Below are 20,341 nucleotides of genomic sequence, written 5' to 3'. Positions count from 1 at the left end.
GGAGGGAGATTACGAGGCGAAACTTAGCTGGAGATGAGGGCGAGCTTTTCAGCGAGCGTGCCGCGCTCGCCACGGTGCGTCGCCGATGCCGGGGCGGGCATCAGGCTCGCTCGTTTCATCCGGGCGATCTCTTCCTGTCGTTCGTCGAAAGCGCGCTGAAGGACATACCGCTCAGAATGTTCATTTCCACGCGCTGCATACGTCAGGTAAAGCGTGCTTGACAGCGTCGTATTGGTCATACTCTTGCGGCGTGCATCGAGTGCCGTCTGACGATGCCAGTCCCTGGACCGGAGCTGTTTTCAGGCTGGACGATGGGGTGGCGTTCGAGTTACTGATCTCTGGCGCTCAAGGGTGTTTGGCGCGGCCTGTGTTGAATGCGGGCGACACCCATTGGTAGTCTAATAATTAATAATATTAATAAATATCCGGGTGTGTGATGGCGATCAAGGTGATGGAGGCTCGCGAGGTTGACGAGCCGCGTGCGGTGCTGCCGGGCTGGGAAGAGCAGTACACGCAGATGTCAGCTGGTCGCTTTTGCGGTCGACTCGTACATGCGGAGACGGGGGCGGTCCAGCTCTACGAAGAACGCATGAACCTGCGGGTGGAGCAGGAGTTCCATGCACCGGCCGATACCCTGGTGTTCAGCTTCGACATGAACGACAGCGCCCTCTACCTGCTGGATGGGCACACGCACAACGCCTGGGTTACTCCTGAGAATTACCGTGAAGTCGCCGTGGTCCTGAACGACGTCTCCGCCTGGGGCCGTTCCGCCGCGGATTTCGAGGGCCTGGTGCTGCAACCCCTGCGCTCGGAGAGCTGCAGCGCCTTTGCCAGCTCCTTGAGCCATCTGCTGGCCGGCGCTGTTGAAGGTCGCGTCAACGTGGATGCGCCCGGATTCGCCCAGCAAGTGGCCGATGGCTGCTTCTCGCTGCTGGAGGCGGCCGTCGATGTGGGCCAGCGTCGTCGCTCCGACCGTAATGCCAAGCGGGTCGTCGAGCGGGTGAAAGAGGTGGTCAACGACTGTCCGCAGGACAGCTTCGGGGTTCCGGAGCTGGCGGAAATCGCCGGGGTCTCGGTGCGGCAGTTGCAGCAGTCCTTCGTCCAGTACGCCGGCATGCCGCCCACCGTGTGGCTGCGCAATCGCCGTCTGAACGCGGCCCGGCGTGACCTGCTGGCCGCCGGTGGCGCCGGGGTCAATGTGGCCGAGATCGCGATGCGCTGGTCGTTCTGGCACCTGGGGCGATTCTCCCAGGCCTACCAGGCACTCTTTGGCGAGTATCCGAAGGCGACGCTCAAGCGCGGAACCGAGCGCTGCGTCGTGAGCATGCTGCCGAGCTGAAAAAAAGCGGAGCTCCCTCGGCGAGATGCTCCGCCTGGCTTATTCAGCCAATTGCCTCTCGAATCCTGTACCAGAGCATGCCCAGCGCCAGCAGGGGCGAGCGCATCAGCTTGCCGCCCGGGAAGGTCAGGTGCGGCACCGAACTGAACACATCCAGCCCCTGGCTCTGGCCTGCTGAAATGGCTTCGGCCAGCAGTTTGGCGGTCCAGTGGGTCACGTTCAGGCCATGCCCCGAATAGCCCTGGGCGAAGTACACGTTCGGGTGCTGGGCCAGGCGGCCCACCTGGGGGAAGCGGTTGGCCGTGATGCCGATCATGCCGCCCCACTGGAAGTCGATGCGCACATCGGCCAGCTGCGGGAAGACCTTCAGCATCTTCGGTCGCATGTAGGCACCGATGTCCGCAGGGTCGCGCCCGGAGTAGTGGCAGGCGCCACCGAACAGCAGGCGGCGGTCGGCGGTGAGCCGGTAGTAGTCCAGGCCCACCTTCTGGTCGCACAGCGCCATGTTCTGCGGAATCAGCTTCGCTGCAACCTCTTCGGCGAGCGGTTCGGTGACGATGACGTAGCTGCCCGCCGGCAGGACCTTGCCGGTCAGGCGCGGCTCCAGCTCTTCCAGGTGCGCGTTGCAGCCGAGTACCAGCTTGTCCGCCCGCACGCGGCCGTTGGCGCAGTGCACCGTGACCGAGCTGCCGTGGCTGATGCGCAGGACCGGGCTCTGTTCGAAGATCTTCACTCCCAGATTGCTGGCTGCCCGCGCTTCACCGGTCACCAGGTCCAGCGGATGCAGATGGCCCGAGCCCATGTCGATCAGCCCGCCGGCGTAGCAGTCGCTGGCCACCACCTCATGCATCTGGCCGGCGCCCACCAGCTTGATCTGATGCCCATAGCCCATCGACTGCAGCTCGCGCTGTTCCTCCGCCATGGCGGTGAACTGCGCGGGGGTGTTGGCCAGCTCGCAGAAGCCCCAGCGCAGGTCGCAGGCGATGTCGAACTGGCGGATGCGTTCCGCCACCAGCGCCACCGAGTCGAAACCTGCCTGGTTCAGGTAGCGCACGCCATCCTCGCCGACATACTTGGCGAAGCCGCTGACGTCGTGACCGATGCCGCGGATCAGCTGGCCACCGTTGCGGCCGCTGGCTCCCCAACCGATGCGGTGGGCTTCCAGCAGCACCACGGAGTGGCCCCGAAGGGCCAGCTCCAGTGCCGTGTTGACGCCGGTCAGGCCGCCGCCGATGACGCAGACCTCTGCCTGAACCTCGCCCTCCAGGGCAGGGTACGTCTGCTTGTCGCGCGCAGTGGCCGCGTAATAGGAGGCGGTGTGTTCGCCGGCATGAATCATGGGACGTTCTCGAGTCATTGGTTGAACTTGATCTTGCTCCAGCTGCGGGTCATCAGGCGCATGATCTTGGGCGGCGGGGCGTTGGAGATGTAGAGCTTGTCGAGCACGGCCTGGGACGGATAGACCTCGGGGTTGTTCAGCGTCTCCTGGTCCAGGAAGGCCTTGGAGTCGGCGTTGGCGTTGGGGTAGCCGACGTACTCGCTGACGCCGGCGATCACCTTGGGCTCCAGCAGGTAGTTGATGAACGCCAGGGCCTGGTCCGGGTTCTTCGCGTCCGACGGAATGGCCATCAGATCGAACCAGAGGTTGGCGCCTTCCTTGGGGATGCTGTAGGCGATCTGGATGCCGTTCTTGGCTTCCTTGGCCCGCGCGGCCGCCTGGAACACGTCGCCGGAATAGCCGAAGGCCACGCAGATGTTGCCGTTGGCGAGGTCGGAGATGTACTTCGAAGAATGGAAGTAGGTGACGTAAGGGCGCAGCTCCATCAGCTTGGCCTCGGCCTTCGCGTAGTCCGCCGGGTTGCTGCTGTTGGGGTTCATCCCCATGTAGTTGAGCACCGAGGGGATCAGCTCGTCGGCGGAGTCCATGAAGGCGACGCCGCAGGCATTGAGCTTCTTCAGGTTCTCCGGCTCGAACAGCACCGACCAGGAGTCGATCTTGTCGACGCCCAGCACCTGCTTGACCTTCTCGACGTTGTAGCCGATGCCGTTGGTGCCCCACAGGTAGGGCACCGAATGGCGGTTGCCCGGGTCATTCTGTTCCAGCAGCTTGAGCAGCGTCGGGTCCAGGTGCTTCCAGTTCGGCAGCTTGTTGCGGTCCAGTTCCAGGAAGACTCCGGCCTGCACCTGGCGGGTGAGGAAGTGGTTGGAGGGCACCACCACGTCGTAGCCCGAGCGGCCCGCCAGCAGCTTGCCTTCCAGGGTCTCGTTGGAATCGAAGACGTCGTAGACCGGCTTGATCCCGGTGGTCTTCTGGAAACCGGCGAGGGTGTCGGGGGCGATGTAGTCGGTCCAGTTGTAGATACTGACGGTCGGCTCAGCGAGGGCGTTCTGGGCCAGTGCGGCAAAAGCCAAGGCCGCAAGGGGTTTGAGCAGTCTCATGTGGACTCCTTTTCTTGTAGGTGTTCCAGGCGCCTGCCTGCGGGCTTGCGAGGCCGCAGGCAGGCTCTGTCGGGCGGGGTCAGACGCTCAGCAGCAGGAATTCGCGTTCCCAAGAGCTGATCACGCGCTTGAAGTTCTCGTGCTCGGCGCGCTTCACCGCGACGTAGCCCTGGACGAACTTGCGGCCCAGGTAGTCTTCCAGCACCTGGCACTCTTCCATGTGCGCCAGCGCGTCTTCGATGGTGATCGGCAGGCGCAGATTGCGGCGCTCGTAGGCGCGGCCTTCGACCGGAGCGCTGGGGTTGATCCGCTCCACCATGCCCAGGTAGCCGCACAGCAGGCTGGCGGCCAGTGCCAGGTAGGGGTTGGCGTCGGCGCCGGGCAGGCGGTTTTCCACGCGCATGGCTTCGGGGGAGGCCGCGGGTACGCGCAGGCCGACGGTGCGGTTCTCCACGCCCCACTCGACGTTCACCGGCGCGGAGGTGTCCGGCAGGAAGCGGCGGAAGGAGTTCACGTTCGGCGCGAACATCGGCAGCACTTTCGGGATGTACTTCTGCAGGCCGCCGATGTAGTGCAGGAACAGCTCGCTCATCGAGCCGTCGGCATTGGCGAAGATGTTCTTGCCGGTCGCGATATCCAGCACGCTCTGGTGAATGTGCATGGCGCTGCCCGGCTCGTCGGTGATCGGCTTGGCCATGAAGGTCGCCGCCACGTCGTGCTTCAGCGCGGCCTCGCGCATGCTGCGCTTGAACACGGTGATCTGGTCCGCGAGGCTCAGCGCGTCGCCGTGACGGAAGTTGATTTCCATCTGCGCCGGGCCGTCTTCGTGGATCAGGGTGTCCAGGTCCAGGCCCTGGGCTTCGCACCAATCGTAGACGTCTTCGAACAGCGGGTCGAATTCGTTGGCCGCATCGATGGAGAAACTCTGTCGGCCGCTTTCCGGGCGGCCCGAGCGGCCCACGGGGGCTTCCAACGGGAAGTCCGGGTCGCTGCTGCGCTTGGTCAGGTAGAACTCCATCTCCGGCGCGACGATCGGGTTCCAGCCCTTGTCCGCGTAAAGCTTCAGAACACGCTTGAGCACGTTGCGCGGCGACAGTTCGACGGGGTTGCCGTACTTGTCGTAGGTGTCGTGGAACACCATCGCGGTCGGCTCGATGGCCCAGGGCACCACGAACACCGCGTCCGGATCGGGACGGCAGACCATATCGATGTCCGCTTCGTCCAGCAGGTCGTAGTAGATATCGTCGTCGACATAATCCCCGGTGACCGTCTGCAGCAGCACACTCTCGGGGAGACGCATGCCTCCCTCGCCGAGGAACTTGTTGGTCGGGGAAATCTTGCCGCGGGCGATACCGGTCATGTCACTGACGACGCACTCGACTTCGGTGATCTGGTGTTGCTTCAGCCAGGAACTCAGCTGATCGGCGGGGGTGCTCATGCAAGCCTCTAATGGTTGGATGGAAGGCACAGGAAGGAAGTCGACCTCGTTGTGGGTCGACGCATGGCTAGTGTTGGGGAGAGCCGGGCCTTGGTTCTATCCACTTTCCGCAGATTCGGGGAGCACCCGGTTTTTTCGCTGGGAGCGCTCGGGGCTATCCGCTGCGCATGGGCCATCCGTTTTCTTGACCTGTCTTTGACCGGCCTTTGACATCCCGGACTCGATCATGGGCGAACCTAGTCAACCCGTGAGTCATCGCCGTGCCCATCAACTCCCTCTCCGCCGCCATGCTTCTGCTGGCGCTCGCCACCCCGATGAAAGCTCACTCGGAAGACCTGCCGGTCCGGGGCTGGATCGAGGACGCGAAAATCTACCCCGAGGGCATCCCGGTCAAAGCCAAGCTGGATACCGGTGCCCTGACCTCGTCGATGGATGCGAAGGACATCGAGTACTTCGAGAAGGGCTCGGAGACGTGGGTGCGATTCAAGGTCGTGGCCAAGAACAGCGACACCGGGGAGGAGAGCGTCCAGGAGTTCGCACGCCCCGTATTGCGGAAAGTGAAGGTTCGCGGCGCCGGTGGAGCGGATCATCGGCCGGTGGTGTCGATGAAAATCTGTATCGGCAACCAGTTGCTCGACGAGGAGTTCTCGCTCCGGGACCGCAAGAACATGATCTATCCGGTGCTGATCGGTCGAAAGACCCTTGAGCACGTAGGCCCCGTGGATGTGCGACGCACCTTTACCCAGGAACCCAAGTGCAAGGCCTGACCGTGTGCGTCGGCCATGAGCGCACAACGCCACGTTGCGACATTCCGGTCGGCTAGTGAAGGACTGCCCGGAACGAGGACACCAGTGCGGCGCCGATGATCGGCGAAAGCCACAAGCCCAGGGTCTGCCGAATGAAATCCCGCAGGTAGGTGGCGAGTTCAAGGTCGTACGGGGGCATGTCGGTGGAGTACCGGGCATAGCCGAACATGGCCAGGACGAAGCCGCCGGCAATGAAAACCCCTACCATCCTCGGCGCTACCCCTTTTCGAAGCGTATAGGCGAACAGCGCACCGCAGAGAATCCCGCAGAGGGCCGTCAGGGCTTCAAAACCGTATTCGGGTTCTGCAAACCACTCATCGCCGTACAGGCCGATCAGCCGTCCGGCATACCAGCCCGCCAGGCCCCCGAACAGCAGCGCGGTGGAAAGCAACGAAGGATTGCGCAAGCCCGGACTGAACTGCATTTCGCCTATCACCCTAGGGCCCTTGCCCAACGAAGGGGCCGGATTATACGTGCATCTCTGCGTCGTCGGTGCGTCGTAAACCCGGTCGAGGAATAGCCGGGCAGGGCGGATGACCGCTGGCGGAGCGTGGTGTCGAATTCTCCTGTCGATACGGTTTCATCCGCGATGCGGCCTATCACCCTGTGTGAACCATTGCGGACAAAGTCCGCTGGTGTCTGCCGACCTCGATAGGAACGAAGGCGAGCGCGGCAGGAGCAAGCCGCCGACTCGCGGTGTTATCATGTAACGATCATGAAGAGTGTTTGAAGCAGGCGAGCCTGGAGCAAGGCCCCGCCTGTGCCGATTCTGTGTCGAAACGGGTCGGCGGCAATCTTGAGTAGATCTCTGCAAGTGCGACGTAGCGTGGTGATTTGAGTGAAGCGGAACGATGTGAAGGCCCGGATTGCCGCAGGCATATCCTTTGACACCCACGTGATCGCAAACCCGACCAATACGAAAGAGTGGATCGTGTTCTTCAAAAAGGACGCGGGGCGCAGTTTTTTCCTGGTGGATGAAGACGAGCAGGTCGAGTCGTTTGCGCAGCTGGACGGTCTGATCGGCGAACTGCGCGAGCTCGGCATCAAGAACGTGGAAATCCATCTCTAAGTCCGCAGAGTTATTCGGAGAGGCCGCCATGCCAGTAAAGAATCGGAATCGGTATCCGCGAATGCCGGGCAACGCAGTGGGCTGGGTCATCCGATGAGTTGTTCGACCCTTCGAAAGATCGACCATCTGCGCCGGCAGATCCCGAGCTTCGCCTGCGTACCGGGCTGCCACGATTGTTGTGGGCCGGTGACCGCATCGTCCGAGGAAATGTCGCGCCTGCCGGTGAAAAGCGATGCCGAGCACGACGCCGCCCTGGCGCATTGGAACTGCGTGCACCTGGGGCCGCAAGGCTGCGAAGTGTACGAGGAGCGTCCGCTGATCTGTCGCTTGTTCGGGACGACCCCGAGCCTCCCATGTCCGCGCGGCCGTGGGCCGGAAACCGCCACGGACGAGCAGGTCGAACGCCAGGTGCATGAGCTGATCGCCACCACCCGGCAAGTGCTCGTTTAGCGGGGGTTATCGGGGCATGTAGCCCAGTTGCCAGGAGCGCGGGACGAAGTAGACGACCACCGCTAGCGCACAGGCCAACGCACTGCTCATGGCCATGGCCCCCAGTCCCAGATGGTGTTCCAGAAAGGCTCCCGCCGCACCCCCTAGCAGCATGCCGCTCCAGGGCACCAGTTGAACCCGCCAGCCGTTATTGCGCTCCCCCAAAAGCCAGCGACCAAGGCCGCGGCCGAAGCGGGACAGCGCACCGGTCACGTAGGTGAGGCCGATGGGCATGCCGTTCACCTGTTCCACCACCGCGTTCAGCATCCCCATCGACATGATCGCCGCAACGAAGGCCGGAAGGTTCTGCTCGCCGGGCCAGAGGGCGGCGAACCCCAGCAGCGTCGCGACGACGATAAGCAACGGCGTGGCCCGCCGCTTGAAGCCGCGGGCCAGGACGACACCCAGGGCATTGCCGGCCACGAAGCACAGCACCGCGAGCGAAAGCCGCCCGAGCGTGGTCAGGTCGTGGTCGGTCACGGCGACGGCGAGCCGGGTGGTATTGCCGCTCATGAAAGACACGAAGTCGCCGGTGGCCAGGAACCCGATCGCATCGGTCATGCCCGCCAGTACGGACAACCCGGCGACGAGCCCCAGCCCGACGCGCCCGCGCATTACGTGCAGCCGCGATCTTTTGGCGCTGCGAGGTTTCGGAGCATGAGGGAGCATTTACGAAGTCGCCTGATGGGAAGAGGGTATGACGACGGAGCAGGGGTTCAGCATTGCGCGGTGGGCACTTCGTCTGCGCTGATGCAATGCTCGATTTCGGTCACCTTGCGCAACGCGAGGTCGGCATTGGGATAGGCGCCGAACATGCGCCCCTGGTAGAAGACCACCCAGACGAAGCCCGACGGTTCCATGCCGGCGAGCCCGCGCAGCAGGGTCTGGAATCGGGCGGGCAGATCGTCAATGTGCATCTGTGCCATACCGCGCAGCATCATGGCCGGTCACCTCTTCGTTCAGTCGGCGGTATTTTCGACTCCCGGTGGCCGAGGAGCAATACGACGGAAGTTTGTCCCGGGAAGAGCATGGCGCGGAGCGGCCGGCAGTCAGCGGGTCGAGGGTGACGGATAGAGGCCGGCAAGCCGCGCGATCAGGACACCCACGTAGAAGACACCGGTGAACTCTTCGATCATCACCAGCGAGCGGGCGTGATTGGTCAACGGCACGATGTCGCCGTACCCGGTGGTGGTGAGGGTCGTGAGGCTGAAGTAGATCAGTTTGAAGAAGGTGCCGGTCTGGGTGAAATCGAGACGGGTGGGGCCGAACGAACCGGCGGCCGTGACCTCGGTCAGGGCGTAGATGAGCGACCAGGCGAAGGCCAGCATGATGTAGCCGGCAAGTGCGCCGTGCAGCTTGTCCGCCGTGATCTGCCCGCGCTTGAGAACATAGCGGAGCACGCTGGTGATCGAGATCGTCAGGGATGCCGCATAGGCTATCCCGGCAAGGTGGAGGATGGTCAGGTTCGACGTCCACAGCGCCGTCCACTGAAGGCCGATCCCCAATAGCGCCAGGCCCAGCTTGGCGATGAGCCCTCGCTGAGACTGCGGGGCAGCGAAGGCCCCTACCAGCAGTACGCTTGAAAACAGGATGCCGAGCAGCGTGCGGGGGAACAGGCCCTCCTCCAGGTAGGGGAACACCAGGATCAGACCGATCAGGAGCAGCAACAGATAGGTGCAGGGCCCGAGGCCTATGATCATCTGCGACAGGTCCTCGTCGGACTCCGTCTTGTCTTTCGAGTCTGTCATTCCGGACCTCCTGAGGAACGAACCGACGCCCGCGTCAGGGCACACTCCTGTTGAGCAGTCATCAGGCCGTACCTTTCGCGTGGAGGGAAAGAACGACGACTGCCCACATACCCAGTGTGGCGAGGAAGTTGATCGTGAAGACCAGGCCGCGCAACCGAATGTTTGTCGTGAGTATCTGCACGCAGCTGTGAGCCACGCGTCCAACGATGAAAATCCAGGCAAGCCAGGCTGCGGCGGCTACCGCGAGCTGGTTCTGTATCAGCAGCAGGCAGGCAGCGTAGAAAAACACCGGCCATTCGAACTGATTGGAAAGGTTGGCGCTGATGCGGGGTTCCACCGTTGCCCAGGGATTGCTGCCATCCGGCCCCTTGCCGATACCCCAGACTTTAGGCGCACGGGCGATAGTCAGCAGCACGTAGAGGAGCGCGGTAAGCGCTACATGGACGGCCATGGGGACTATGAGTGGGTGCACCGGTCGTTACCCTCATTTGGCGCTGCTGCTGAATCAGCCGCCGACTGGAAGCCTGCCTGACGGCCCTGAGCCGGGGGCATGCACCATTCCGCCAACGCCCTTGGCTCATGGTGTTCAGCCGGGGTGAGACTAGCTCAATTCCAGGCGACATGGCCCGCGGCAAGCGGCCATGATTGGCCGAACACCGGCCAGCGCACGCCGCCAACTCTGATAGTCTCAACCGCACCCAGTTCGATGGCGAGTGACGGAAAAATGCCCAACCATTCTCCTGTATCCCAAGCGGTCGATAGCCCGATCACCCGGTGCGCGATCTTCCTGGTCGCGACCCTGGTGCCGGACAAGGCTCATCGCGATGCCGTGCGCTCACTCTGTGGCGACGTGGCCGCCCTGGTGCGCTCGGTGGGCAAGCGCGTCCCCACTGGCAACCTTTCCTGCGTGGTGGGTTTTGGCTCCGAAGCGTGGGACACCCTGTTCGGCGCTCCGCGTCCTGCGTCCCTGCACAGGTTCCGCGAAATCGGCGCGGGCGAGCGTGTCGCCGTCGCAACGCCCGGAGATCTCCTGCTGCATATCCGCGCAGAGCACATGGACCTCTGTTTCGAACTGGCCACCCAGTTGCTGGCGCGGCTGGGCGATGCCGTCACCGTGGTCGATGAAGTCCACGGGTTCCGCTATTTCGACATGCGCAGCATGGTCGGCTTCGTCGATGGCACCGAAAACCCGGTCGGCCGCGAGGCGGCGCACTTCACCCTCATTGGCGACGAAGATCCGGACTTCGCCGGTGGCAGCTATGTACTGGTGCAGAAATACCTGCATGACATGGCGGGCTGGAACGGGCTTTCCACCGAAGCCCAGGAGCGCATCATCGGGCGCACCAAGCTGTCGGACATCGAGCTGGACGACTCGGTGAAACCGAGCTGTTCGCACAGCTCGCTGACCACGCTGGAGAAGAACGGGCAGGAGGTGAAGATCCTGCGCGACAACATGCCGTTCGGCCGGCCCGGGGCAGGGGAGTTCGGCACCTACTTCATCGGTTACGCCCGTTCGCCGGAGCCGATCGAGGAAATGCTCCAGAACATGTTCATCGGCCGTCCGCCGGGCAATTACGACCGCCTGCTGGATTACAGCAAGGCGGTGACGGGAAGCCTGTTCTTCGTGCCATCCGCCGATCTGCTGGAGGCGTTGGCCGACAAGGTCGCGTAGCCGACGGGGAATGACGGCTTAAGCCGGTATCAGGCCCAGGGCGCGCCGTTGGCGAAATGCTCCTCGATCCAGCGCCGAAAGGCTTCGGCGGTGGCCGTGTCGTAGCGCGCCGAGGGGCGGACGAGGTAGACCCCGGCGTCCGCGTCGAGCCGCCAACCGGGCAGCACGCGGACCAATCGCCCGGCATCGAGGTCGTGCTTCATCAGCCACTCGCCGCCGACGAGGATGCCGACGCCGGCGCGTGCCGCCGACAGCAGCGATTCATTGTCATTGCTGGTGAGGGTACTGCTGATCCTGACTGTCTGCTGGGCGCCGTCGCAGGTGAGCTTCCAGTCGGGATAGGAATGCAGGCCGGTGAAGCCCAGGCAGTTGTGTCCGGGCAGCTCCGAGGGCATCGCGGGGTTGCCTTGGCGCTCCAGGTAAGCCGGTGCCGCGCAGAGGATGCGGTGGCTGGCGCAGAGCTTGCGCGCGACCAGGCGGCTGTCGGGGAGTTCGCCGACTCGGATGGCGGCGTCGAAGCCTTCGGCGACCAGGTCGACGATGCGCTCGGAGTACTCCATGTCCAGGGAAACCTTCGGATGCGCGAGGGCGAAGCCGGCGATGATCGGGCTCAGCCAGAGCCGGCCCATCGCCGACGGCAGCGCGACGCGCAGGCGTCCCTGGACCTGGGCGGCGTTGTGCGTCGCTTCTTCCTGGGCTTCCTGGATCAGGCTGGCGGCGTGGCGCAGGCGCTCCGCCAGGCGCAAGCCTTCGCCGGTGAAGCGCAGTTGCCGGGTGGTGCGCTCCACCAGCCGTATCCCCAGGCGCAGCTCCAGCGCGCTCAGTCGTTTCGACAGGACCGAAGGGTGGCGCTGCAAGGCTCGGCCCGCGGCGGCGAAGGAGCCGTGCTCGAACAGTGCCAGGAGGGTGGCGAGTTCGTCCGCCTGTCGACTATCGAACAGATCCATAAGGCTCCCAGTTTGGCGAATCCATTGATCGGGCGGGCAGGGCTCATGGCACCAGCACCATGGCGCCCTCGGAGCGGCCGGCTTCCAGGTCGGCATGGGCGCGCGCGGCGTCGGCGAGCCGATAGCGCTGCCAGACCCGAGGCCGGATGATACCTGCGGCGACCGCCTGCAACACGTCCCCTGCGCGCTCCTGGTATTCCGTGGTGGTCGCCGTGTGCGCCGCCAGCGAGGGGCGGGTGAGGAACAGCGAGCCCTTGGCGTTGAGCGTGGCCAGCTCGACCGCCGGCGGTGCGCCGCTGGTCATGCCGAAGCTCACCAGCAGGCCTCGGGGGCGCAGGCTGTCCAGCGAAGCGGCGAAGGAAGCCCGGCCGACGCCGTCGTAGACCACGTCGACCCTGCGGCCCTGGGTGAGGTCGTGTACTTGCGCGGCCAGGGTCCGGGCATCGAATACCAGCACCTCGTCGCAGCCTGCCGCCCGTGCCCGCTCGACGCTCCCCTGGCGCGACACGACGCCGACGACGAGGGCGCCCAGGTGCTTCGCCCAGGACGCCATGATCTGCCCGAGCGCGCCGCCGGCGCCGTAGATCAGCACCCGCGTGCCAGGGCCGACGGGGTAGGTGGTCTTGAGCAGGTATTGCGCGGTGATGCCTTTGAACAGCAGGGCGGCCGCTTCGTCGAAAGCCAGTTCGTCGGGCAGCTTCACCAGCCTCTCCGCCGGGTAGAGGCGTCCGCTCGCGTAACCGCCCAGGGGGCCGGTGGCATAGGCGACCCGGTCGCCGACCGCCACCTGGGTGACGCCCGCTCCCACCGCCGCCACGACGCCGGCGCCCTCGAGCCCCGGCGTGGCCGGCAGGGGAATTTTCACCGCGCCCGAACGCTGGCTCGCGTCCAGCGGGTTGACGCCAATGGCAGCCTGTTCCAGCCAGACTTCGCCCGGGCCGGGATGCTGGTCTTCGACCTGGCCGATCCGAAGAACCTCCGGCCCGCCGAACTGCTGCAGCGTTACGCGCGCGATCATCGTTTTTTCCTCTGACTGTGAACGATGATCGGCAGTCTAATTGCCTAGCTCTGGGGCACTAGATGGCTGGATTGCAGATGATAACTGCACTGGGTGCAGCAATGCTGCATGCCGCGAAACGCCGGCGTTGGATGCGCTGGCCGGTGCGGTTCAGCCCCTGCGCCCGAAGGCGGCGCTGGCGAAGTCGAGGAAGCTGCGCAGTTTGGGGGTAAGGCGCCGGTCGGGCGCGTAGAGGATGTTCATCGGCGAAGTCGGTACGCCGTAGTCCGGCAACAGGGCGACCAGGGTGCCGTCGCGCAGGGCATCGCTGACCAGCTCCAGCGGTTGCAGCACCACGCCCAGGCCGGCCACGGCGGCGGCGAGCAGCGGGTCGCCCTGATTGATCGTCAAACGGCTTGTAATCGGCACATCGATTCGTCCCTCGGGGCCGTCGAAGGTCCAGCGCGTTCGCCCATCGGAATAGGCGAAGCCCAAGCATTCGTGCTGCGGCAGGTCCCAGGGCGAGGTGATCGGTGGGCGCCGTGCGAGATAGGAAGGCGCCGCGCAAAGGACCAGTCGGTAGGGCGCCAAGGGGATTGCCTTCAGACCGCTGCTGGGCAGCTCGCCGATGCGGAAGACCGCGTCGTAGCCGTCGTTGACCAGGTCCACCAGTTCGTTGCTCAGGGTCAGGTCGATCGACACCTGCGGGTAGCGCACCATGTATTCCACCAGGCGCGGCGACAGGCTACGCATGCCGAAGCTGACCGGCGCATTGATCCGCAGGCGGCCGCTGGGTACGCCGCGGGTCACCGCGGCCAGGCTTTCCGCCGCCAGCATGTCGGCAAGGATCAGCTTCGCCCGCGGATAGAAGGCGCGGCCAAAGTCGGTGAGGCTCTGCCGGCGCGTGGTGCGGTTGAGCAACGACAGGCCCAGGTGCTGTTCGAGCAGCTTCACCTGCTTGCCCACCAGTTGCGGCGACATTTTCAGCTCTTCCGCGGCGGCGCTGAAGGAGCCCAGCTCTACGGCCTTCACGAAGGTGGCCATCTGCGTCAGGCGGTCCATTACAAACTCTTCGTTTCAAGTGTCGGGCCATCCTAGGCCTTTATCCCCCTACGGCCAACGCCTAGATTTCCTCCCATGCCGCGGGCGGTCGGGTGACTGCTTCGCGGTCCTTCTATAGTCCCAATCCGGCCGGCCCGCTTCCGGCCCCGATCAAGAAGAGGTGAACATGGCCCGCATTGTCAGAATCCACGAGTACGGTGATGCCAGCGTCCTGAAGCTGGAGTCGGTGGAGATTCCCGCCCCGGCGGCGGACGAGGTGCAGATCCGCGTCAAGGCCATCGGCCTGAACCGCGCGGAGGTGATGTTCCGCAGCCACGCCTACCTGCAGGAGGCGCAGTTCCCCAGCCGACTGGGCTACGAGGCGGCGGGCGTAGTGGCGGCGGTGGGCAGCGCGGTCAGCGACCTTGCGGTCGGCGATGCGGTGAGCCTGATCCCGCCGCTGGATATCGCTCGCTGGGGCACCTACGGCGAGGTGGCCAACGTGCCGGCCTACCTGGCGGTCAAGCACCCGGCGAAGCTGTCCTTCGAGCAGGCCGCGGCGTCCTGGATGCAGTACGTCACCGCTTGGGGCGCGCTGGTCGACCAGGCGAAGCTGGGCAAGGGCGATTTCGTCCTGGTCACTGCCGCTTCCAGCAGCGTGGGCCTTGCCGCCTTCCAGATCGCACGGCTGGTTGGCGCAACAGCCATCGCCGTCACCCGTACCCGGGCGAAGAAGCAGGCACTGCTGGAGGCTGGCGCGGCGCATGTCATCGTCAGCGATGAGGAAGACATCGTGCAGGCGGTCATGGCGTTGACCGGCGGGAAGGGCGCCCGTGTGGTCTTCGATCCTGTCGGCGGTCCCGCCTTCGAAGTCCTGACCCAGGCCATGGCCAGGGGCGGCATCCTCCTCGAATACGGCGCGTTGAGCCCGGAGCCCACGCCGTTCCCGCTGTTCACCGTGCTGGGCAAGAGCCTGACGCTCAAGGGCTATCTGTACGCTGAAATCGTCTCCGACCCTGCGGCCCTGGCACGGGCCAAGGCGTTCATCCTGAATGGGCTGGAGTCGGGCGAGCTGAGCCCGATCATCGCCCGGACCTTCCCGCTGGACGATATCCAGGACGCGCATCGCTTCCTGGAAGCCAATCAGCAGGTGGGCAAGGTGGTGGTGACCGTCTGAGTTCCCCGGCAGGTCCGGGACGCATCCGGGCCTGCCGCGTCGGCCGGGATCTGCTGGCGGGCGGGCTGGCGGAAGGTCGGCCGGTGTCTTGTGAAGCGCCTCCAGTGCCCATCGGGAATTTGATCTAGCTTGAATGGAGGGGCGCCGGTGACGCCTTCATAAGCCGGCACTTTCGGCCCCATGAGCACTGGGCGTCGCCGCCAGTCGAGCGTTCGCCCCCCCACAGTCCATGACGCCAGGGTGACGACAGCAACATGGCCTCCCGCAAGAAAACCTCTGCCAGGAAAGCCGGCAGGACCGAACAGACAGTCAATTTCCTTTCCCGCGAGGAGCGACTGGCCAACGGACAACGCCTGCGCGCCCAGATCCCTCGCGAAGCGCACGCCAAATGGAAATCACCGGGCCGGCAGCGCGATGTGATCGCCATCCTGGAAAAATCCAACCGCGACCGTCTCAAGGACCTCGTGCCGATCCGATACGGGCGCATGCTGCGCACGCCCTTCACCTTCCTGCGCGGCTCGGCTGGACTGATGGCCCACGACCTGGCCGCGGGGCCGTGCATCGGCGTGAATGTCCAGGCCTGCGGCGACTGCCACCTGCTCAACTTCGGCCTGTTCGCCACCCCCGAGCGCAACCTGGTCTTCGATCTCAATGATTTCGACGAGACCCTGCCCGCACCCTGGGAATGGGACATCAAGCGCCTGGTGGCGAGCTTTGCCGTGGCGGCGCGCGATGGTGGCCTGTCCGATGTCCGTGCGCGCGATGTGGTCGTGACCTGCGCGCGCGCCTACCGCGAGAACCTGCGCGCCTATTCGAAGCTGAGCCCGCTGGAGGTCTGGTATTCGCGCCTGGACACCGAGGCGCTGCTGGCGATGGCGCCGGACGCCAAGGCCCGCAAGTTCCGCCAGCAGTTGTTCGACCGCGCCCGCGAACGAGTGATGGAAAGCGCCTTCCCGAAGATCGCCGAGCAGGTTGCCGGCCAGCCGCGCATCATCGACCAGCCGCCGATCATCTATCACGTCGCCGAGGACAACTTCATGCAGCGTGTGCAGCACAGCCTGGCCGATTACCGCCGCAGCCTCACCGATGATCGCCGGGTGTTGTTCGATCGTTACCGCCTGGTCGACGCCGCAGTGAAAGTGGTCGGCATCGGCAGCGTCGGGACCCGCTGTTTCATTGCGCTGCTGTTCTCCGAAGAGAACCATCCGCTGATTCTGCAATTCAAGGAGTCGTGCCGTTCCGTGCTCGAGCCCTACGCCGGCAAGAGCCAGTACGACCATCACGGACAGCGGGTGGTGATGGGGCAGCGCCTGATGCAGTCTTCCAGTGACATTTTCCTGGGCTGGATGCGCAGCCCGGCTGGACGCGACTATTTCGTCAGGCAGTTGCGCGACATGAAGCTGTCCGTACCGGTCGAGCGCATCAGCGCACCGCAACTGGAGCGCTACGCCGACATCTGCGGCCTGACGCTGGCCCGTGCCCACGCCAAGTCCGGCGACGCCGCGACCATCAGCGGCTACCTGGGCAAGGGCGATACCTTCGATGAGATCCTGGGCGACTTCGCCATGCTCTATGCCGACCAGACCGAGCGTGATCACGCGGCGCTGGTCAAGGCTGCGCGCGCCGGGCGCGTGAAGGTGCTGATCGAGGAGGCGTAGATGAGGCCTCCCATTGTGTCCCGGTTCGTGTGGCGCGGGATATTTGCGTTGGGGTGCCGCTGGCCGGCGGGGTGTCTAGCGGTGTTCCTCGTGCTCGGCGGCTGCAGCCATATCGGCCCCGGCTCCGTGGCCGTGGACCGCTTCGACTACAGTTCGGCGGTGGCGGACTCCTGGAAGCAACAGACCCTGCTGAACATCGTCAAGCTGCGCTACCTCGACATGCCGGTGTTCGTCGACGTGGCCTCCGTCGTCGCCGGCTACTCTCTGGAAACCGGCGGTAGCCTGGGCGGGCAGGTCTCCTCGGCGGACGCGGTGCAGGGCAACAGCGTGCTGCTGGGTGCAAGCAGCAAATACACCGACCGCCCGACCATCACCTACGTGCCGCTGACCGGGGAACGCTTCCTCACGGGGCTGGTCACGCCCATCGACCCGAAGAAGATCTTCGGCCTGCTGCAATCGGGCTATGCGGCGGACTTCATCCTGGGGTTGACCGTGGACTCGCTGAACGGGGTACGCAACCGCTCGGCGGTGGCAGGCACGGTGCGCGAAGCCGACCCCGAGTTCCTCCAGGTCCTGCAATTGCTGCGGGAAATCCAGGTCGCGGGTGCAGTGGGCATGCGCGTGGAGGAAGACAAGAGCAAAGGTCAGATCGCGTTGCTGTTCATGCGCAGCAACGACATCACGCCGGATATCCAGGCCAAGCAAAAGATGCTGCGCGGGTTGCTGCACATGCCGGAGGACCGCCAGCAGTTCGTGCTGCGCTATTCGCCGGTACGCGGCGAGGCGGACGAACTGGCCGTCAGCAGCCGCTCGTTGCTGCAGATCCTGACGGCGTTCTCCAGCTACGTTGACGTGCCCCAGGAGCACATCGAGGATCGCAGCGCGCTGCCTGCGTTCCGGGAGGGGGAGGCGAGCAGTGCGAGGGCGCAGATCCACATCCTCAGCGGCAAGGACAAGCCCCGGCATGCCTATGTCGCGGTGTTCTACCGCGACTACTGGTACTGGATCGAGGACAGCAACCTGGCGGCCAAGCGAGCGCTCGGCGCGGTGATGCTGTTCTTTACGCTTGCGGAAACCAGCGGCAATGAGAAGGCTCCGCTGATCACGATTCCCGCGCAGTAGCACTTGTCGCGTAAAGGCGCGGCCGCCGTTCATGAAAAGTACAGCGGGCGGCGGTAGATTTTGTGCCACAGGCGCAGGCGGCAATGGCGGATCGCGCCTATCTTCTGACGATAACTATTAATAAAGGGTTCCACATGGAAGTTTCCGGCAAGAAGATGACGCTGACCGGGCTGACCACCCTGGTGGCAGTGAACATGATGGGGTCGGGCATCATCATGTTGCCGACGAGCATGGCGCAGCTGGGGGCGATTTCGCTGCTGTCATGGGCCGTTACCGCGGTCGGCTCGATGGCCATCGCCTACTGCTTCGCCCAGTGCGGCATCTACTGCACGCGCTCGGGCGGGATGTCGGCGTACACCGAGGAAGCCCACGGCAAGTCGGCGTTCTTCCTCTGCTCCTATCTCTACTTCCTGTCGCTGGCCATCGGCAACGTGGCCATCGCCATCTCCGCGGTGGGCTACCTGACGCCCTTCATCCCCTGGCTGGGCACCGGGGCGATGCCCTTGTTCGTCGGTACGGTGGGGCTGATCTGGCTGACCACGCTGGCCAACTTCGGCGGTCCCAAGGTGACCGGGCAGATCGGCTCGCTCACCGTCTGGGGCGTGATCATTCCCGTGGCGGGCCTGTCGGTGATCGGCTGGTTCTGGTTCGACGGCGCGGTGTTTTCCGCCGCCTGGAACCCCAATGGGATCGCCACGCACGACGCCATCACCCAGAGCATTCCGCTGACCCTCTGGGCCTTCCTCGGCATGGAGTCGGCGGCGCAGAACTCCGACGCGGTGGAAAATCCCAAGCGCAACGTACCGTTGGCCTGCCTGCTGGGCACCCTCGGCGCGGCGGTGGTCTACGTGCTGTCCACCTCGGTGATCATGGGCATCGTGCCGAACGCCGAGCTGGCCAATTCCAGCGCGCCGTTCGCCTTCGTCTACGCGAAGATGTTCAACCCGGTGGTGGGCAACATCATCATGGGGCTGGCGGTGATGGCCTGCGTCGGTTCGCTGCTGGGCTGGCAGTTCACCCTGGCGCAGACCGCAAAGGTCACCGCCGACCAGCGCATGTTCCCCAGGCTGTACAGCCGTGTCACCCTGATCGGTGCGCCCATCGCCGGGCTGCTGGCGAACGCCGCGCTGCAAAGCGCCATGGCGGTTTCCACTATCTCCCCGAACGCCTCCGAGCAGTTCGGCAAGCTGGTCAGCCTGGCGGCGGTGACCAACATCGTGCCCTATATCACTGCGCTCTCGGCGCTGCTGGTGATCATGCAGAAGGCCGGCGTGGTCGGCTTTCCCCGCTACCGTAATGTCATCGCCCTGCTGATCGCCATGATCTACAGCTTCTATGCGCTCTACGCGTCGGGCATGGAGGCGGTGTTCGGCGGCATGATCGTGACGGCCGTGGGCTACCTGATGTTCGGCTACATCGCCGACCGGCTGCTCGAACCGCAGTCGCCCGCCAACGCGGAGGGCCGGCCATGAAGCACATGCTCCCCCGCGTTGCCGTCCTCATGGCGGCGATGCTGCCGTTGTTGGCGCCGGCCCAGACCCTCGAACGCATCCGCGGCAGCGGCACCCTGACCCTGGGCTACCTGCCGGATCTCCCGCCATTCACGATCAGCGAAGGCGAAGGCGCCGCCGGTTACGGCATCGACCTCTGCCAGAAGGTGGCCGACCAGCTCCGGACCCAGCCGGGCCTTGCGCAGATGAAGGTGCACTTCGTGCCGCTGACCTCGGACAAGGCACAGGATGTGGTGCATGACGGCGGCGTCGACCTGCTTTGCAGCCCGATGGTGGAGACCCTGCAGCTGCGCCAGCGCCTCGACTTCTCCCTGCCGGTGTACACCGCCGGATTGGGGGTAGTGGTGCGCAAGGATGCGCCGCCGTTCCTGCTCAAGGCGCTCAATGGCGAGGTGGAGCAGAGTGGCCCGACCTGGCGCGCGACGCTCAATCGCGGCCTGGCGGCCTACAGCTTCGCGGTGCAGGGCGGCTCGGCGGTGGAAACCTGGGCCCATGAAAGGATGCGCTTGCTGAAGGTGCTGGTCACCCTGCGGACCGTGGCCAGCCCGGCCGAGGGCGTCGGGCAGGTCGCAGGCGGCAAGGTCGATGCGTTCTTCGCCGATCAGATGACCCTGCGCAGTCTGGTGGCGCGGGACAGCGCCAATGCCAACCTGATGGTGCTCGATCGTCGCTTCGAGTTTGCGCCGGTTGCATTGGCCATGGCCCGGGGCGACGAGGACTTCCGCCTGCAGGTGGATACGGCGCTGAGCCAGGTGTACCGCTCCGGCGCCATCGAAACACTCTACGGCAAGTACTTCGGCCCACCCGGCGAGCTGGACCGGACCTTGTTCAAGGTCTATTCGCGGCCCTAGCTCCCTTGCGCGGGAGCCAGGTAGCGGGCCGGGATCG

The 20,341-nt window shown here is 64.8% G+C and carries 22 protein-coding genes; 10 read left to right on the top strand and 12 right to left on the bottom strand.

The window, feature by feature from the left end:
- Positions 1 to 23 precede the first annotated feature (23 nt).
- On the bottom strand, positions 24 to 239 hold the full coding sequence (locus ACNFBT_RS24460; RefSeq protein ID WP_416753294.1) for a hypothetical protein: 216 nt from the start codon (positions 237 to 239) through the stop codon (positions 24 to 26).
- Positions 240 to 436: 197 nt separating this feature from the next.
- Here ACNFBT_RS24460 and ACNFBT_RS24455 point away from each other — a divergent pair, with 197 nt between their 5' ends.
- The gene (locus tag ACNFBT_RS24455; protein ID WP_416753293.1) at positions 437 to 1,339 is read left to right on the top strand and encodes a helix-turn-helix domain-containing protein; all 903 of its coding nucleotides are present in this window, start codon (positions 437 to 439) and stop codon (positions 1,337 to 1,339) included.
- Between the two features lie 43 nt (positions 1,340 to 1,382).
- Here ACNFBT_RS24455 and ACNFBT_RS24450 read toward each other — a convergent pair whose 3' ends face one another.
- The 3 genes from ACNFBT_RS24450 to ACNFBT_RS24440 all read right to left on the bottom strand — a co-directional run bounded on the left by ACNFBT_RS24450 (position 1,383) and on the right by ACNFBT_RS24440 (position 5,216).
- A complete protein-coding gene (locus ACNFBT_RS24450; protein WP_416753292.1) occupies positions 1,383 to 2,678 on the bottom strand; it encodes an NAD(P)/FAD-dependent oxidoreductase in 1,296 nt (431 codons plus the stop codon).
- Between the two features lie 14 nt (positions 2,679 to 2,692).
- On the bottom strand, positions 2,693 to 3,778 hold the full coding sequence (locus ACNFBT_RS24445) for a polyamine ABC transporter substrate-binding protein (RefSeq protein WP_416753291.1): 1,086 nt from the start codon (positions 3,776 to 3,778) through the stop codon (positions 2,693 to 2,695).
- 79 nt (positions 3,779 to 3,857) lie between these two features.
- Positions 3,858 to 5,216, bottom strand: coding sequence for a glutamine synthetase family protein (locus ACNFBT_RS24440; RefSeq protein WP_416753290.1), 1,359 nt, complete (start codon positions 5,214 to 5,216; stop codon positions 3,858 to 3,860).
- Positions 5,217 to 5,503: 287 nt separating this feature from the next.
- Here ACNFBT_RS24440 and ACNFBT_RS24435 point away from each other — a divergent pair, with 287 nt between their 5' ends.
- The gene (locus ACNFBT_RS24435; protein WP_416753361.1) at positions 5,504 to 5,983 is read left to right on the top strand and encodes an ATP-dependent zinc protease; all 480 of its coding nucleotides are present in this window, start codon (positions 5,504 to 5,506) and stop codon (positions 5,981 to 5,983) included.
- A 52-nt stretch (positions 5,984 to 6,035) separates the two neighbouring features.
- On the opposite strand, the gene ACNFBT_RS24430 is transcribed toward ACNFBT_RS24435, so the two are convergent.
- On the bottom strand, positions 6,036 to 6,446 hold the full coding sequence (locus ACNFBT_RS24430) for a hypothetical protein (protein ID WP_416753289.1): 411 nt from the start codon (positions 6,444 to 6,446) through the stop codon (positions 6,036 to 6,038).
- 414 nt (positions 6,447 to 6,860) lie between these two features.
- Here ACNFBT_RS24430 and ACNFBT_RS24425 point away from each other — a divergent pair, with 414 nt between their 5' ends.
- The gene (locus tag ACNFBT_RS24425) at positions 6,861 to 7,091 is read left to right on the top strand and encodes a hypothetical protein (protein ID WP_416753288.1); all 231 of its coding nucleotides are present in this window, start codon (positions 6,861 to 6,863) and stop codon (positions 7,089 to 7,091) included.
- A 93-nt stretch (positions 7,092 to 7,184) separates the two neighbouring features.
- The gene (locus ACNFBT_RS24420; RefSeq protein WP_416753287.1) at positions 7,185 to 7,541 is read left to right on the top strand and encodes a YkgJ family cysteine cluster protein; all 357 of its coding nucleotides are present in this window, start codon (positions 7,185 to 7,187) and stop codon (positions 7,539 to 7,541) included.
- 6 nt (positions 7,542 to 7,547) lie between these two features.
- Here the strand turns inward: ACNFBT_RS24420 and ACNFBT_RS24415 are convergent, their stop codons facing one another.
- The 4 genes from ACNFBT_RS24415 to ACNFBT_RS24400 form a co-directional block, all read right to left on the bottom strand.
- On the bottom strand, positions 7,548 to 8,249 hold the full coding sequence (locus ACNFBT_RS24415) for a YoaK family protein (protein WP_416753286.1): 702 nt from the start codon (positions 8,247 to 8,249) through the stop codon (positions 7,548 to 7,550).
- Between the two features lie 47 nt (positions 8,250 to 8,296).
- Positions 8,297 to 8,521: a hypothetical protein gene (locus ACNFBT_RS24410; RefSeq protein WP_416753285.1), complete on the bottom strand. Its 225-nt coding sequence runs from the start codon at positions 8,519 to 8,521 to the stop codon at positions 8,297 to 8,299.
- 108 nt (positions 8,522 to 8,629) lie between these two features.
- Complete coding sequence (locus ACNFBT_RS24405; protein WP_416753284.1) at positions 8,630 to 9,328, bottom strand: ion channel; 699 nt, start codon at positions 9,326 to 9,328, stop codon at positions 8,630 to 8,632.
- 61 nt (positions 9,329 to 9,389) lie between these two features.
- Positions 9,390 to 9,779, bottom strand: coding sequence for an MAPEG family protein (locus tag ACNFBT_RS24400; RefSeq protein WP_416753283.1), 390 nt, complete (start codon positions 9,777 to 9,779; stop codon positions 9,390 to 9,392).
- Between the two features lie 273 nt (positions 9,780 to 10,052).
- On the opposite strand from ACNFBT_RS24400, the gene ACNFBT_RS24395 reads away from it, so the two are divergent.
- Positions 10,053 to 11,000, top strand: a complete 948-nt coding sequence (locus tag ACNFBT_RS24395) for a Dyp-type peroxidase (protein WP_416753282.1) — start codon at positions 10,053 to 10,055, stop codon at positions 10,998 to 11,000.
- A gap of 29 nt (positions 11,001 to 11,029) precedes the next feature.
- On the opposite strand, the gene ACNFBT_RS24390 is transcribed toward ACNFBT_RS24395, so the two are convergent.
- The 3 genes from ACNFBT_RS24390 to ACNFBT_RS24380 form a co-directional block, all read right to left on the bottom strand.
- A complete protein-coding gene (locus ACNFBT_RS24390; RefSeq protein ID WP_416753281.1) occupies positions 11,030 to 11,947 on the bottom strand; it encodes a LysR family transcriptional regulator in 918 nt (305 codons plus the stop codon).
- A 43-nt stretch (positions 11,948 to 11,990) separates the two neighbouring features.
- Positions 11,991 to 12,965, bottom strand: a complete 975-nt coding sequence (locus tag ACNFBT_RS24385; RefSeq protein ID WP_416753280.1) for a quinone oxidoreductase family protein — start codon at positions 12,963 to 12,965, stop codon at positions 11,991 to 11,993.
- 150 nt (positions 12,966 to 13,115) lie between these two features.
- Entirely contained in the window at positions 13,116 to 14,006 is an 891-nt protein-coding gene (locus ACNFBT_RS24380) for a LysR family transcriptional regulator (protein WP_416753279.1), read from the bottom strand.
- 166 nt (positions 14,007 to 14,172) lie between these two features.
- Here ACNFBT_RS24380 and ACNFBT_RS24375 point away from each other — a divergent pair, with 166 nt between their 5' ends.
- From ACNFBT_RS24375 to ACNFBT_RS24355, 5 genes are all read left to right on the top strand, one after another.
- Positions 14,173 to 15,162 (top strand): zinc-dependent alcohol dehydrogenase family protein, encoded by a 990-nt coding sequence (locus ACNFBT_RS24375; RefSeq protein WP_416753278.1) that lies wholly within the window; start codon positions 14,173 to 14,175, stop codon positions 15,160 to 15,162.
- A gap of 254 nt (positions 15,163 to 15,416) precedes the next feature.
- Positions 15,417 to 16,820: a DUF2252 domain-containing protein gene (locus ACNFBT_RS24370; protein WP_416753277.1), complete on the top strand. Its 1,404-nt coding sequence runs from the start codon at positions 15,417 to 15,419 to the stop codon at positions 16,818 to 16,820.
- Between the two features lie 81 nt (positions 16,821 to 16,901).
- Entirely contained in the window at positions 16,902 to 17,942 is a 1,041-nt protein-coding gene (locus ACNFBT_RS24365) for a hypothetical protein (protein WP_416753276.1), read from the top strand.
- Positions 17,943 to 18,076: 134 nt separating this feature from the next.
- Positions 18,077 to 19,414 (top strand): putrescine-ornithine antiporter, encoded by a 1,338-nt coding sequence (potE, locus tag ACNFBT_RS24360; RefSeq protein ID WP_416753275.1) that lies wholly within the window; start codon positions 18,077 to 18,079, stop codon positions 19,412 to 19,414.
- Entirely contained in the window at positions 19,411 to 20,304 is an 894-nt protein-coding gene (locus ACNFBT_RS24355; protein ID WP_416753274.1) for an amino acid ABC transporter substrate-binding protein, read from the top strand. Before potE ends, ACNFBT_RS24355 begins: the two co-directional genes overlap by 4 nt.
- Positions 20,305 to 20,341: the final 37 nt, after the last annotated feature.

Source organism: Pseudomonas sp. NY15181, assembly GCF_048068055.1.
GTDB lineage: Bacteria > Pseudomonadota > Gammaproteobacteria > Pseudomonadales > Pseudomonadaceae > Pseudomonas.
The sequence above is the reverse complement of the archived record's forward strand: the minus strand, read 5'-3'. Positions and strand labels throughout refer to the sequence as shown.

Bases quoted from the DNA above. Each gene is read 5' to 3' on its own strand.
- ACNFBT_RS24460 (WP_416753294.1), bottom strand. From the start codon at position 239: ATGACCAATACGACGCTGTCAAGCACGCTTTACCTGACGTATGCAGCG.
- ACNFBT_RS24455 (WP_416753293.1), top strand. From the start codon at position 437: ATGGCGATCAAGGTGATGGAGGCTCGCGAGGTTGACGAGCCGCGTGCG.
- ACNFBT_RS24450 (WP_416753292.1), bottom strand. From the start codon at position 2,678: ATGATTCATGCCGGCGAACACACCGCCTCCTATTACGCGGCCACTGCG.
- ACNFBT_RS24445 (WP_416753291.1), bottom strand. From the start codon at position 3,778: ATGAGACTGCTCAAACCCCTTGCGGCCTTGGCTTTTGCCGCACTGGCC.
- ACNFBT_RS24440 (WP_416753290.1), bottom strand. From the start codon at position 5,216: ATGAGCACCCCCGCCGATCAGCTGAGTTCCTGGCTGAAGCAACACCAG.
- ACNFBT_RS24435 (WP_416753361.1), top strand. From the start codon at position 5,504: ATGCTTCTGCTGGCGCTCGCCACCCCGATGAAAGCTCACTCGGAAGAC.
- ACNFBT_RS24430 (WP_416753289.1), bottom strand. From the start codon at position 6,446: ATGCAGTTCAGTCCGGGCTTGCGCAATCCTTCGTTGCTTTCCACCGCG.
- ACNFBT_RS24420 (WP_416753287.1), top strand. From the start codon at position 7,185: ATGAGTTGTTCGACCCTTCGAAAGATCGACCATCTGCGCCGGCAGATC.
- ACNFBT_RS24415 (WP_416753286.1), bottom strand. From the start codon at position 8,249: ATGCTCCCTCATGCTCCGAAACCTCGCAGCGCCAAAAGATCGCGGCTG.
- ACNFBT_RS24410 (WP_416753285.1), bottom strand. From the start codon at position 8,521: ATGATGCTGCGCGGTATGGCACAGATGCACATTGACGATCTGCCCGCC.
- ACNFBT_RS24405 (WP_416753284.1), bottom strand. From the start codon at position 9,328: ATGACAGACTCGAAAGACAAGACGGAGTCCGACGAGGACCTGTCGCAG.
- ACNFBT_RS24400 (WP_416753283.1), bottom strand. From the start codon at position 9,779: ATGGCCGTCCATGTAGCGCTTACCGCGCTCCTCTACGTGCTGCTGACT.
- ACNFBT_RS24395 (WP_416753282.1), top strand. From the start codon at position 10,053: ATGCCCAACCATTCTCCTGTATCCCAAGCGGTCGATAGCCCGATCACC.
- ACNFBT_RS24390 (WP_416753281.1), bottom strand. From the start codon at position 11,947: ATGGATCTGTTCGATAGTCGACAGGCGGACGAACTCGCCACCCTCCTG.
- ACNFBT_RS24385 (WP_416753280.1), bottom strand. From the start codon at position 12,965: ATGATCGCGCGCGTAACGCTGCAGCAGTTCGGCGGGCCGGAGGTTCTT.
- ACNFBT_RS24380 (WP_416753279.1), bottom strand. From the start codon at position 14,006: ATGGACCGCCTGACGCAGATGGCCACCTTCGTGAAGGCCGTAGAGCTG.
- ACNFBT_RS24375 (WP_416753278.1), top strand. From the start codon at position 14,173: ATGGCCCGCATTGTCAGAATCCACGAGTACGGTGATGCCAGCGTCCTG.
- ACNFBT_RS24370 (WP_416753277.1), top strand. From the start codon at position 15,417: ATGGCCTCCCGCAAGAAAACCTCTGCCAGGAAAGCCGGCAGGACCGAA.
- potE (WP_416753275.1), top strand. From the start codon at position 18,077: ATGGAAGTTTCCGGCAAGAAGATGACGCTGACCGGGCTGACCACCCTG.
- ACNFBT_RS24355 (WP_416753274.1), top strand. From the start codon at position 19,411: ATGAAGCACATGCTCCCCCGCGTTGCCGTCCTCATGGCGGCGATGCTG.